Raw genomic sequence first — 12584 nt, forward strand, 5'->3', positions numbered from 1 at the left:
AAGGCGGGTTACGCCGCGTGGCGACCAAAACCGATAATGCGGGGAAGACCGGTGCGCACCACGCGCGTCGGCATCAGGCGCTTGACCTCTTCGGCCAGCAGGCGGGCGTTTTCACGCGCCTTGTCGAGGTTCGACACCTTTGCCGCATCCAGCGTGTGCAAGGTGCCGCCCACTTCGAACAGTTCGCGAAAGGCGGTGCGCTCGCCGATCGGCGTGTTCAGCACGTTGACGCCGCGCTGGGCCAGCAGCCCCTTGATGGCTACCAGCGCCCGGGTTGTAACGACCGGCGTGACACGGGTGAGCACTACCGAATGGGCAATGGCAAGCCCCGCCTTTTCCTTCATCAGCGCCAGAAGATCGAGGATCTGGGCGGCCCCCTTGGCGTCCATGGCAGAGCCCTGGACGGGGATCAGGACATGGTCGGATAGCCCGACGGCGGTCGTCACCAGCGCATCGCGCGCCCCGGCAAGATCGATGATGAAGTAATCCGTCGCCGACGACATTTCGCGCAGGTGACATTGCAGCGACGCAACCGTGACTTCCGTGATGATGGTGATGTTGCGCACCGCGCCGGACATTTCATGCCACTGGCTGATCCAGCGCTGCGGGTCGGCATCGACCAGCGTCACGCGATGCCCCTGATGCGCCAGTTCCGTGGCAAGAAGAAGCGCCGCCGTCGTCTTGCCGGCACCACCTTTGGCATTTGCAAATGAAATCACAGGCATAGTTTGTCCTCGATGGTCATCGAGCCGCATCGCTCAGAAGCGGCACCGCCTCATGACATGGTGCCTATGACGGTAACCTTTGCAAAAACAGGGTTAATGATCGGTAAATTTTAAGGCCATCAATATGACCCGGCAGAACTGAGGTTGCGGTGTGTTGCTGACAGAACCTCATGAAAAATCCGGGCGGATGGCCCGGATTTTTCGACGCGTAAGACCGTGCGGCCTGCTCTCAGAAGCAGTCGGCAAAGAGTTTCCTGGTATTTTCCAGCGTCATCTTCACCGGATTGCCGCCGCAGGACGGATCTTCGATGGCCATGGCCGAAAGCTCATCGATCCGGTCGGGCTTGATGCCCATGGCGGTGAGATTTTCCGGTACGTTGAGTTCGCTGCGCAGCGCCATGACATAACCGTAGAAGCCGTCAAAGCCGCCGGAAATGCCGAGATAGGCAGCGGCGCGCTCGATCTTGTCTTCGATGGCCTTGCGGTTGAAACGCAGGACGGCCGGCATCACCACGGCGTTCGTCATGCCGTGATGGGTGTTATAGACGGCACCGATCGGGTGCGACAGGGCGTGAATCGCGCCGAGCCCCTTCTGGAAGGCAACGGCGCCCATGGCGGCAGCCGCCATCATGTTGGTGCGGGCCTCGATGTCGTTTGCCTCATGATAGGCGCGCGGCAGAAATTCCTTCACCAGACGCATGCCTTCCAGCGCAATGCCGTGGCTCATCGGGTGGAAGAAAGGCGAGCAATAGGCTTCCAGGCAATGGGCAAACGCATCCATGCCGGTGCCGGCGGTGATGGCCTTCGGCATGCCCATGGTGAGTTCCGGATCGCAGATGACGACGCCGGGCAAAAATTTCGGATGGAAGATGATCTTCTTCACATGGGTCTTGGAATTGGTGATGACCGAGGCGCGGCCCACTTCCGAACCGGTGCCGGCCGTCGTCGGCACTGCAACGATCGGCGCGATGCCGTCGCTGTTCGCCCGCGTCCACCAGTCGCCGATATCCTCGAAATCCCAGACAGGCCGCGTCTGGCCGACCATGAATGCGATGCATTTGCCGAGATCGAGCCCGGAGCCACCGCCGAAGGCGACGACGCCATCATGGCCGCCCTCGCGATAGGCCTTGATGCCGGCTTCTAGGTTGATCTCGTTCGGGTTCGGATCGACATCGGCAAAAAGGGCGCGGCCAAGGCCCGCCTCTTCCATCGCATCCAGCGCCCCTCGCGTGATCGCCATGCCGGCAAGCCCGCGGTCGGTCACCAGCAGCGGCTTCTTCATGCCGAGCGATTTACAGGCATCGCCGAGTTCCTTGATGCGCCCGCGGCCAAGCTTGATGGCGGTGGGATAGCTCCAGTTGGCGGTAATGTTCATGGAGGTCAGGCTTTCTTCAGGTGATAGGATTTCGGCCGCGTGAGGTTGTGGAAGCCGAGAACGGAGAGCGAGCCGCCACGTCCGGTCTGCTTGACGCCGGTCCAGACGAGGGCCGGATCGAGATAATCGCAGCGGTTCATGAACACGGTGCCGGTTTCGAGATCGGCGCCAAGGCGCGAGGCGCGTTCTTCGTCTTTCGTCCAGAGCGAAACGGTGAGGCCATACTGGCAATCGTTCATCAGGGACAGCGCTTCTTCATCGCTCTTCACCTTCATGATACCGACGGCCGGACCAAAGGTCTCCTCGCGCATGAATTCCATGGAATGATCGACATCCACCAGAACCTGCGGCATCAGATAGGCACCGCCATCATCCTGCGGGAAGAGCTTTGGGTCGACCAGCGCCTTTGCGCCCCTGGAGACGGCATCGGCCACCTGCTCGCGTACGGTTTTTGCAAAACGCACGTTCGCCATCGGTCCAAGCGTGGTGTCCGCGTCAAGCGGATTGCCGAGCTTGTAGTTCGATACCCAGGCGACGGACTTTTCGACAAAGGCGTCGTAGAGGCTTTCATGCACATAGATACGCTCGATGCCGCAGCAGCACTGCCCTGAATTGAACGTTGCGCCATCCATCAGCGTGTCCACGGCAGCGTCGAGATCGGCGTCCTCCATCACATAGCCCGGATCCTTGCCGCCCAGCTCAAGGCCCATGCCAGTGAAGGTGCCGGCAGCGGCGCGCTCCACGGCCCGGCCGCCCGCCACCGAGCCGGTGAAGTTGATGAAGTTGAACGAGCCGGCAGCGATCAGCTTTTCGGTTGTTGCGTGGTCGAGGAAGAGGTTCTGGAAGACATCATCAGGCACGCCGGCTTCGACAAAGGCGCGCACCATGCGCTCGCCCACCAGCAGCGTCTGGGCGGCATGTTTGATGATCACGGTATTGCCCGCCATCAGCGCCGGCGCCACCGTGTTAATCGCTGTCATGTAAGGATAGTTCCAGGGCGCGATGACCAGCACCACGCCATGCGGCTCGCGCTCGATGCGGCGGGTGAAGGCAGAACTGTCCTCGACGAGGATCGGCGCTAGCGCATCGGCGGCAACGGAGGCGACATAGTTGGAGCGTTCGTTGAAGCCGCGGAACTCACCGCCATAGCGCACCGGCCGGCCCATCATATGGGCAAGTTCCGGCACCACCTCGTCCACCATCTCGTTCAGGCGGGCGACACCCTTCATCACAAGCTGCACGCGCTCATCCAGCGGGCGTTTGGCCCAGGACTTCTGCGCCTTTTTTGCGCGCGCCACAGCATCTGCGGCAGGCTCAAGCGCCATCGCCGGCCGCTCGGCATAAACCGAGCCATCGATCGGCGAGATACATTGAATCATCGACATGGTTGTTTCCTGTTATCCAAATCAGCTGGCGAGCCGAGAGACGTTTTACGCCCTCTCGAACCCTCTCGCCACCTCCCAATCCGTCACGCGGCGGTCATATTCTTCCTGTTCCCATTCGGCAGCGCGCACATAATGGTCGATGACGTCTTGGCCAAAAGCCTGCCGCAGCATGGCCGAGGCGCGCAGCTTTTCCGTCGCGTCACGCAGCGTGCGGGGAATTTCGCGCACATCCTTGCCGCCATAGGCATCACCGACATAGGCCGGCTCCAGTTCCATCTTGTTCTTGATGCCCTCGATGCCGGCGGCCAGCAATGCGGCCATGGCAAGATACGGATTGAGATCGGAGCCACCGATGCGGCATTCGATGCGGATGCCCTTGGTTCCATCACCACACAGGCGAAAACCGGCCGTGCGGTTGTCCATGCTCCAGACGATCTTGGTCGGCGCAAAGGTGCCGGCGACGAAACGCTTGTAGGAGTTGATGTAGGGTGCCAGAAAATAGGTGTACTCCTCGGCATAGGCGAGAAGGCCTGCAATGTAGTGCCGCATGGTCTCGGAAATGCCGTGTTCGGCGTCCTTGTCAAAGAACAGCGGCACCTTGCCATCCGTGCTCCACAGCGACTGGTGGATATGCGAGGACGAGCCGGCGGCCTTGTCGTTCCACTTGGCAAGGAAGGTGACGGCCTTGCCCTTGGCCCAGGCAATTTCCTTGCAGGCATTCTTGATGATGACGTGACGGTCGGCCATGGTGAGCGCCTCGGCATACCGCACATTGACTTCCGCCTGGCCGGGCGAGGCCTCGCCCTTGGTGTTTTCCACCGGCACCCCTGCCCCCTGAAGCCCGGTGCGGATCGCCCGCATCACCTCTTCCTCCTTGGTGGTCTGGAAGATGTGATAGTCTTCGTTATAGGCGCTGGAGAGACGCAGGTTGCGGTAGCCCGTCTCGCGGGCATGATCAAACGTCTGGTCGAACAGGAAGAATTCCAGCTCGGTGGCCATGAAGGCGGCAAAGCCCAGTTCCTCGAGCGCCCGCATCTGCTTCTTGAGGATGGCGCGCGGCGAATGGGGCACTTCCTCATGGGTGTGATGATCCAGCACGTCGCAGAGCACGAGCGCCGTGCCTTCCAGCCATGGCAGCTTGCGCAGCGTGGCAAGATCCGGCTTCATGATGTAATCGCCGTAGCCCTGCTCCCAGCTGGTCGCCTTGTAGCCGGAGATGGTTTCCATCTCCAGGTCGGTCGCCTGCAGGTAATTGCAGCTATGGGTTTCCTTCCAGGCGCTGTCGACGAAATACTCGGCCTGAAAGCGCTTGCCCATCAGGCGTCCCTGCATGTCGATCTGGGCTGCAATGACAGTATCGATCCGTCCGGCGGCAACATCGATCTTCAGGTCGTCGAACGTGTAAGGTGAGGTCATGGACGTATCCGTTTCGAAAAGGGAGCCGCCGCACGGGTGCGGCGGCGGATGAAGGTTGAAGACGAAGCGGCGATCACGCCTCGCCGACAGCCGCTTCGGCTGCGGCAATCTCTGCCTTGCGCTTTGCAATGGCGTCGCCGATCGGCGGGCCCTGGAAGCGGCGCTTTTCGAAGGCGAACCAGACCACCGCCGTCAGCACCAGGAAGCCGACGGTGATTTCCAGCGCCCAGTCGTTCGGCGGCTGTACGCCGATGAAGAAGATCACGATCATCGCGACGATGGCAAGAACGGCGACCAGCTTGTAGGTGGCAACGCCCATGTTCCACGGCCCCATGGCCGGCCATTTCGCCGTTCCGATGGCGCCAAGGCCCAGCGCAATCGGCATCATGAAGGACAGGAACAGGAAGATCACCGTGCAGGACACGACGATGGAATAAGCGGGCGTTCCGGCAATGGTGATGGCCGAGGTGAACCAGACGAACAGAACCGACAGCACCGATCCGGTCCAGATCGCGGCAACCGGCGTACGATATTGCGGGCTGACCTTGGCAAGCTTGGAGGAGGCCGGCAGGCCCTTGTCACGCGAGAAGGCAAAGATCATGCGCGACAGCGAAGTGACCGTCGCCATGCCGCACAGGAACTGCGAGATGAAGATCAGGAGGTAGAGCACGATCTTCACCGTGGCATTCACCTGGGTATCCATGGCCCAGAAGAACACGTTCCAGCCCTGTTTTGCCGCGTCTTCCATATTGGGCAGCATCAGAACGAAGGCGCACAGCATGACGTATCCGAAGACCGAGGACCAGATCACCGAGGACACCATGCCGCGCGGCACCGATTCGGCGGCCTTGACGGTTTCTTCCGACGTGTGGGCGGACGCGTCGTAGCCGGTGATCGTGTAGATCGGCAAAAGCAGGCCGAGCAGGAAGGCCATGGCACCGGACACGACATTCGGCCAGACGGCGGATCCCGTCAGCGTGCCATCGGCCGCAACCGTCGGCTGGCCGGTATAGTTGGCAAAGGTGAACAGGCGCGAAAATTCCCAGCTCGGCGCATAGGCGAGGCACGCGACCGTCAGCGCAAGCGCCGTCAGGAAGATCAGGTAGCCGGAGAAGTCGGTGAGCTTTGCCGTGAGCCCGATGCCGAAATGGTTGATGGCGGCCTGCAGACCGGTGATCACGGCAACGAACAGCACGCGGTGCACCAGCGTGTCCTCGATGCCGAAGGTCGTCCCAAAGGCGCCGAAGAAGAAATAGAAGGTGCCGACATTGATGGCGCCGAGCACCGTGACGAGACCGAGCAGGTTCAGCCAGGCCGACAGCCAGCCGGTGAAGCGGTTGCCGAGGATCGAGCCCCAGTGATAGAGCCCGCCGGCCGTCGGATAGGCCGAGCTGATCTGGGCAAGGCCAAGCGCGAAAATGCCGGAAATCAGGCAGCCGAGCGGCCAGCCGATGCCGATCGAAGCGCCGCCGGCGCCGGCGGTCGCCTGGCCCAGCGAATTGATGCCACCGGACAGAATGCAGATAATGGAAAATGAAATGGCGAAGTTGGAAAAGGAGCTCATACGCCGCTCCAGTTCCTGCGCGTAACCCATGGAATGCAGGATTTGAACATCCTGCTTTTTATCATTTTCGGTGTAAGCGGACATGAGATTCCCCTCTCATCAGGTCGACCGCTTCATTGCGGCCGCCCAGTTTCAACCCCCGTGACCCAACGGTCGCGGGCATGCCACCAACTGCTCCCCTGGATCTTATCGTTGGATGTCGCGAAGGCTTTTCGCCAGCAACTCCGTGAGAAAACCGGCCACGACCCTTTGCCCGGCTTCCGTATCGATCAAATCGTTTCTCACCTCTATCATCACGTTCAAAAGCCCGGCCGGCAAAGCGTGAAGCGCAAGCGTGTGCGTCACGCCATCGGCGGGGCCGTAAGGTTCGTTGCGCTCCACCCGGAAGCGTCCATTGCCATCGGCCGCCTGCAGCATGCGGTCGGCAAGCCGGCTGTCTTCGTCATGCAGGATGCCGATTTCGACGGCCCGCGGCTTGCCGTAATAGACCGGCGTGAACGAATGGATGGTAACCAGCACGGTCTCCTGCCCGCGGCCACGCCGATGGACGATTTCCTCGGCGATTCGACCCTGGAACGGATAGTAAAGCGCCTCTGCGCGGGCTGCCTTCTCCGCCTCCGAGAGGTTCTCGTTGCCGGGAATGCGGAACACTTCGCTCACATCCCGAATGGCGCCCGGAGCGCCCGGCGGCCGGTTGCAGTCGAAAACCAGCCGCGAAAAGCGCTGGAAGATCAGGCAGGCATCGAGATCGGCGGCCAGCAGCCGCGACACGGCAAGCGCACCCGGATCCCAGGCGATGTGGGAGGACAGCGCATCCTGCGAAAGACCGAGCGTTCCAACCCGCGCCGGCAGACGCCGCGATGCATGCTCGCACACCAGAAGCACAGGTCCGCGAGCCTCCGGCTGCTCGACGGCAACCGGGCTTTCATCCGCGCTGGTCAGAAAATCGGTCTGAGCAAACATCATCAGGTTTTCCGCGCCTGTATCAGACTTCAACAAGAAGAGAATTCTTCAAACCCAGTCCATCGTCAACCACTTCCTGAAAAAATCTTTTCAGTGAATGGATTGACTCACTCCACCCGCGATTGTTTATTTGCGCAAAACCGGCAAAGACCGGGAAGGGGAACAACAGGTCGTGACGTCACAAACGCAGACCGTGCTGGACGTGATACGCCTGCATTATGACGGGCTGACGCCGGCCGAGAAAAAGCTGGCGGAAAGCCTGATCGACAACTATCCGATGTCGGGGCTCGGCAGCATCACCGCGACGGCCGACAATGCGGGCGTCTCGACGCCGACGGTTGCCCGAATGGTGCAGAAGCTCGGCTACAAGGGCTATCCGGAGTTCCAGGCGCATCTGCACCAGGATCTCGAGGCGACGATTTCGAGCCCGATTGCCAAGCATGACCGCTGGACGGCCGGGGCTCCAACCGCCCATATTCTCAACCGCTTTGCCGATGCGCTGACCGAAAACCTGCGCGCGACGCTTTCCACCATCGATGTGGCAAGCTTCGACGGGGCCGCCGATCTGTTGCGCGACGACAAGCGCAGCATCTATTTCGTCGGTGGACGCATCACCGGCGCGCTTGCCGATTACTTCTTCACCCATATGCAGGTGATCCGGCCGAAGACGACGCTGATCTCGACCAATCGCAGTTCGTGGCCGCAATATCTCCTGAACATGTCGGCCGGCGACGTGCTGGTGATCTTCGACATCCGCCGCTACGAGCAGGAACTGGCAACGCTTGCCGAGGCGGCGGCCGCAAGCGGCGTGATCATCATTCTCTTCACCGATGTCTGGGCCTCGCCTGTCGCGCGCCACGCCCGCCATGTGTTCAAGGTGGCCATCGAGGCGCCATCGGCCTGGGATTCCTCCGTCGTCACCCTGTTTACCGTGGAAGCGCTCATCGAGGCGGTGCAGAGCGCTACCTGGGAGCGTACCCGCGAGCGCATGAATTCGCTGGAGGCGCTGTTTGAACGCAGCCGCCTGTTTCGCCGCCCCGAGCCGAAGGACCGGGACAAATGACTGGAAAAAAGGAGAAAATTCGCGCGTCGCATCAGAACCGACGCTTGCGGGACAGAAAGTGATACTGTCACATGCCATTCATCAACTGCCTCTACTTGTCGCGCCACCAACCATAACCTTGAGGAGAAAAACGTGATGTCCAAGACCCAACGTCTTCTGTCCATGACGACGGCCATCGTCGTCGCATCGACGAGCTTTGCCTTTGCCGAGCCGAGCGCCGAACTCATCGCCGCTGCCAAGAAGGAAGGCATGCTGACCACCGTCGCCCTTCCCCACGACTGGTGCGGCTACGGCGACGTGATTGCCGACTTCAAGAAGAAGTATCCGGAAATCACCGTGAACGAACTGAACCCGGATGCCGGTTCGGCCGACGAAGTGGAAGCCATCAAGGCCAACAAGGACAACAAGGGCCCGCAGGCGCCTGACGTCGTCGACGTCGGCCTCGCGTTTGGTCCGCAGATGAAGAAGGAAGGCCTCCTTCAGCCCTACAAGGTTTCCACCTGGAGCGAGATCCCCGACAACGTCAAGGATGCCGAAGGCTACTGGTACGGCGACTATTACGGCGTCATGTCGCTGCTGGTGAACAAGGATCTGGTCAAGACCACGCCGAAGGACTGGTCCGACCTGAAGAAGCCGGAATATGCCGGCCAGGTTGCTCTCGCCGGCGATCCGCGCGCCTCCAACCAGGCCATTCTCGGCGTTCTCGCAGCAGGCCTTTCAAGCGGCGCCAAGGCTGGCAAGGAAGCCGGCGAAGCCGGCCTCAAGTATTTCGGCGAGCTGAACAAGGCCGGCAATTTCGTGCCCGTCATCGGCAAGTCGGGCACGCTCGCACAGGGTGCAACCCCGATCGTCGTGATGTGGGATTACAACGCCCTTGCCGCCAAGGACACGCTTGCCGGCAACCCGCCGGTTGACGTCGTCGTTCCGGCCTCCGGCGTTCTCGCCGGCGTCTACGTCCAGGGCATTTCGGCCTACGCTCCGCATCCGAACGCTGCAAAGCTCTGGATGGAGCACCTGTATTCGGATGCCGGTCAGCTCGGCTGGCTGAAGGGCTACTGCCACCCGATCCGCTTCAACGCGATGGCCAAGGCAAACAAGATCCCGAAGGATCTGCTCGACAAGCTGCCGCCGGCTGCTGCCTATGAAAAGGCCTACTTCCCGACGCTCGAGGAAGTCGATGCCAACAAGGCTGCCGTCACCGGCGCCTGGGACAGCGTCGTCGGCGCCAACGTCAAGTAAGACCTGAAATCCGCCGCCCCGGTTGCAATCGCCGGGGCGGCGTTGCACTCTTAAAACAAGAACCGTTGCCTGAAACCAAAACGGAACCGAGGGGAATGACGTCACCGAACCCACCGACCGGGCCCTCCCCGGCGAGGCGCATGCGCCTGCCGTTTCACTGGCTCGGCATCCTGCCGTTCGCGATCTTCGTGCTGCTTTTCCTCATCATGCCGACGATGAAGATTGTCATCGGCGCGTTCCAGCGGCCGGACGGAAGCTTCACCTTTTCCAATATCGGCAATCTGTTCACCCCATCGATCCTTGCCGCCTACGGCATATCGATCCGCATCAGCCTGGCATCGGCGTTTTTCGGCTGCCTGATCGGCTTTGGCACGGCAGCAGCCGTTGTCCTCGGCGGACTGCCGCGCGCTATCCGCGGGCCGCTGATGACCTTTTCCGGCGTCGCCTCCAACTTCGCCGGTGTGCCGCTTGCCTTTGCCTTTCTGGCAACGCTTGGGCCCGTCGGCTTCATCACCGTCTTCCTGCAGAGCGAGCTTGGCATCAACCTGCGCATGCTCGGCTTCAACCTCCTCTCCTTCTGGGGGCTGACGCTCACCTATCTGTTCTTCCAGATTCCGCTGATGATCCTCATCATCACGCCGGCGCTGGACGGGCTCAAAAAGGAATGGCGCGAGGCCGCCTCCATTCTCGGCGCAACGAACGCGCAGTACTGGCGCATGGTGGCACTGCCGATCCTCACACCCTCCATCCTCGGCACGTTTGCGCTCCTGTTTGCCAATGCCTTCGGGGCCGTCGCTACCGCCATTGCGCTCACCGGATCTTCGCTCAGCATCGTGCCGATTCTGCTTTTTGCGCAGATCCGCGGCGATGTGCTCGGCGATCCCCATCTCGGCTATGCGCTCGCCTTCGGCATGATCGTCGTCACCGGCATTGCCAACACGGTTTACATCTGGCTGCGCGCCCGCAGCGAAAGGTGGATGAGATGAAGCGTTTCTGGGCCTGGGGAGCGCTGATCATCGGCCTCCTCTATTTCATCCTGCCGCTCATCGGCATGACCAATTTCTCGCTGAAAATGCGCCGCGGCGTCTATTCCTTCGACGCCTATGCCAAGGTGCTTGGCGACACACGTTTCCAGGAAACATTTTCCTATTCCGTGACGCTTGCGCTGTTGACCATTCTCGTCGGCGTGTTTCTGGTGGTGCCGACCGCCTACTGGGTGCGGCTGAAACTGCCCTTCCTGCGGCCATACATCGAATTCGTTACGCTTTTGCCGCTGGTCATTCCGGCCATCGTCGTGGTGTTCGGCTATATCCGGCTCTACAACACCTCGAGCTGGCTGCCGCTGACCGGCACAGCACTTGGCACCGACGTGCTGCTGGTCGCCGGCTATACGATGCTTGCCCTTCCCTACATGTACCGCGCCGTCGACACCGGCCTTCGCACCATCGATGTCACGACGCTCACCGAAGCGGCCCAGAGCCTCGGCGCCGGCTGGTTCACCATCATCACGCGCATCATCCTGCCCAACGTTCTGGTCGCGGTCCTCTCCGGCGCCTTTTTGACTTTCGCCATCGTGATCGGCGAGTTCACCATGGCCGCCCTGCTCAACCGCCCGGCGTTTGGGCCCTACATGCAGGTGCTTGGCGCCAACCGTGCCTATGAGCCGGCGGCCCTTGCCGTCATTGCCTTTGCCATCACCTGGGGCTGCCTGGGCCTGATCCAGCTTGTCTCGCGCTTCCAGAAATCCGCGCAGCGCCCGGTTTGAGGATTTTTATCCATGAGTTTCCTGACCCTCACCCATCTGCAAAAATCCTTCGGCTCCGTGAAGGTCGTGCATGATTTCAACATGACGATCGAAAAGGGCGAGTTCGTGTCCTTCCTCGGCCCGTCCGGCTGCGGCAAGACCACGGTGCTGCGCATGATTGCCGGCTTCGAGATCCCGACCGGCGGCACGATCGAGATTGCCGGCAAGGACCAGACGAATCTGCGGCCCAACCAGCGCAATATCGGCATGGTGTTCCAGGCCTATGCGCTGTTTCCCAATATGAGCGTCTTCGACAACGTTGCCTTCGGCCTGAAGGTGGCCGGCAAGCCGAAGAGCGAGATAGAAGCCCGCGTGAAGGAGATGCTGAAGCTCATTCACCTCGAGCATCTGTCCGACCGCTACCCTTACCAGATGTCCGGCGGCCAGCAGCAGCGCGTGGCGCTGGCACGCGCGCTTGCGCCAAAGCCGCAGGTGCTTCTGCTCGACGAGCCGCTCTCGGCGCTCGATGCCAAGATCCGCGTGTCGCTGCGCGAGGAAATCCGGCAGATCCAGCGCCAGCTCGGCATTACCACTGTCTTCGTGACGCACGACCAGGAAGAGGCCCTGTCCATCTCCGATCGGATCGTCGTGATGAATGCCGGCAAGGCCGACCAGATCGGCACGCCGGGCGAGATCTACAACCGCCCGACCACGCGCTTCGTCGCCAACTTCGTCGGCACGCTGAACGTCATCGAGGCAATCCTCGTCAATGCCGCCACGGGAACCGTCAAGATCGGCGAGGAGGTGGTGAGCCTGCCGCAGCCGATCACCGGCAAGAGCGATGGCCAGTCGATCTCCATCGCCTTCCGCCCGGAAGCGGCCACCATTGCCGGCCCTTCGACCGGGCCCGCGGCCGTGACCGGAACGGTGCTGTCGTCGAACTTCCTCGGTTCGGTGGTGCGCACCAAGGTCGATGCCGGCGGCAATATCATCTCCTTCGACATGTTCAACCAGGCCTCCGCCCAGATCCCGAAGGCCGGCGAAACAGTGTCCCTTTCGCTGCAGCCCGATGGCCTGATGGTGCTCGGCGACTGACTGTTGTTGCGCAAG

The 12584-nt window shown here is 61.4% G+C and carries 11 protein-coding genes; 5 read left to right on the top strand and 6 right to left on the bottom strand.

The window, feature by feature from the left end:
- Positions 1-8 precede the first annotated feature (8 nt).
- From ACEXP3_RS04810 to ACEXP3_RS04835, 6 genes are all read right to left on the bottom strand, one after another.
- A complete protein-coding gene (locus ACEXP3_RS04810) occupies positions 9-725 on the bottom strand; it encodes an AAA family ATPase (protein ID WP_210104553.1) in 717 nt (238 codons plus the stop codon).
- A 229-nt stretch (positions 726-954) separates the two neighbouring features.
- The gene (locus ACEXP3_RS04815) at positions 955-2100 is read right to left on the bottom strand and encodes an iron-containing alcohol dehydrogenase (protein WP_377296250.1); all 1146 of its coding nucleotides are present in this window, start codon (positions 2098-2100) and stop codon (positions 955-957) included.
- 5 nt (positions 2101-2105) lie between these two features.
- Positions 2106-3485, bottom strand: a complete 1380-nt coding sequence (locus tag ACEXP3_RS04820) for an aldehyde dehydrogenase family protein (RefSeq protein WP_377296251.1) — start codon at positions 3483-3485, stop codon at positions 2106-2108.
- 45 nt (positions 3486-3530) lie between these two features.
- Complete coding sequence (locus ACEXP3_RS04825) at positions 3531-4901, bottom strand: glutamine synthetase family protein (RefSeq protein WP_377296252.1); 1371 nt, start codon at positions 4899-4901, stop codon at positions 3531-3533.
- A 73-nt stretch (positions 4902-4974) separates the two neighbouring features.
- Positions 4975-6549 (bottom strand): amino acid permease, encoded by a 1575-nt coding sequence (locus tag ACEXP3_RS04830; RefSeq protein WP_377296253.1) that lies wholly within the window; start codon positions 6547-6549, stop codon positions 4975-4977.
- 102 nt (positions 6550-6651) lie between these two features.
- Entirely contained in the window at positions 6652-7431 is a 780-nt protein-coding gene (locus tag ACEXP3_RS04835) for an N-formylglutamate amidohydrolase (RefSeq protein WP_377296254.1), read from the bottom strand.
- Positions 7432-7600: 169 nt separating this feature from the next.
- Here ACEXP3_RS04835 and ACEXP3_RS04840 point away from each other — a divergent pair, with 169 nt between their 5' ends.
- From ACEXP3_RS04840 to ACEXP3_RS04860, 5 genes are all read left to right on the top strand, one after another.
- On the top strand, positions 7601-8491 hold the full coding sequence (locus tag ACEXP3_RS04840; RefSeq protein WP_377296255.1) for a MurR/RpiR family transcriptional regulator: 891 nt from the start codon (positions 7601-7603) through the stop codon (positions 8489-8491).
- Between the two features lie 135 nt (positions 8492-8626).
- Entirely contained in the window at positions 8627-9730 is a 1104-nt protein-coding gene (locus ACEXP3_RS04845) for an ABC transporter substrate-binding protein (protein ID WP_377296256.1), read from the top strand.
- Between the two features lie 95 nt (positions 9731-9825).
- The gene (locus tag ACEXP3_RS04850; protein ID WP_377296257.1) at positions 9826-10716 is read left to right on the top strand and encodes an ABC transporter permease; all 891 of its coding nucleotides are present in this window, start codon (positions 9826-9828) and stop codon (positions 10714-10716) included.
- On the top strand, positions 10713-11495 hold the full coding sequence (locus ACEXP3_RS04855; protein ID WP_210104544.1) for an ABC transporter permease: 783 nt from the start codon (positions 10713-10715) through the stop codon (positions 11493-11495). Before ACEXP3_RS04850 ends, ACEXP3_RS04855 begins: the two co-directional genes overlap by 4 nt.
- Before the next feature lie 12 nt (positions 11496-11507).
- Positions 11508-12569, top strand: coding sequence for an ABC transporter ATP-binding protein (locus tag ACEXP3_RS04860; protein WP_377296258.1), 1062 nt, complete (start codon positions 11508-11510; stop codon positions 12567-12569).
- Positions 12570-12584 lie beyond the last annotated feature (15 nt).

Source organism: Neorhizobium fuzhouense (genome assembly GCF_042611105.1).
Classification (GTDB): Bacteria; Pseudomonadota; Alphaproteobacteria; order Rhizobiales; family Rhizobiaceae; genus Neorhizobium; species Neorhizobium galegae_A.

Coding starts and splice junctions, on each gene's coding strand:
- ACEXP3_RS04810 (WP_210104553.1), bottom strand. CDS start 725: ATGCCTGTGATTTCATTTGCAAATGCCAAAGGTGGTGCCGGCAAGACG.
- ACEXP3_RS04815 (WP_377296250.1), bottom strand. CDS start 2,100: ATGAACATTACCGCCAACTGGAGCTATCCCACCGCCATCAAGCTTGGC.
- ACEXP3_RS04820 (WP_377296251.1), bottom strand. CDS start 3,485: ATGTCGATGATTCAATGTATCTCGCCGATCGATGGCTCGGTTTATGCC.
- ACEXP3_RS04825 (WP_377296252.1), bottom strand. CDS start 4,901: ATGACCTCACCTTACACGTTCGACGACCTGAAGATCGATGTTGCCGCC.
- ACEXP3_RS04830 (WP_377296253.1), bottom strand. CDS start 6,549: ATGTCCGCTTACACCGAAAATGATAAAAAGCAGGATGTTCAAATCCTG.
- ACEXP3_RS04835 (WP_377296254.1), bottom strand. CDS start 7,431: ATGATGTTTGCTCAGACCGATTTTCTGACCAGCGCGGATGAAAGCCCG.
- ACEXP3_RS04845 (WP_377296256.1), top strand. CDS start 8,627: ATGTCCAAGACCCAACGTCTTCTGTCCATGACGACGGCCATCGTCGTC.
- ACEXP3_RS04850 (WP_377296257.1), top strand. CDS start 9,826: ATGACGTCACCGAACCCACCGACCGGGCCCTCCCCGGCGAGGCGCATG.
- ACEXP3_RS04855 (WP_210104544.1), top strand. CDS start 10,713: ATGAAGCGTTTCTGGGCCTGGGGAGCGCTGATCATCGGCCTCCTCTAT.
- ACEXP3_RS04860 (WP_377296258.1), top strand. CDS start 11,508: ATGAGTTTCCTGACCCTCACCCATCTGCAAAAATCCTTCGGCTCCGTG.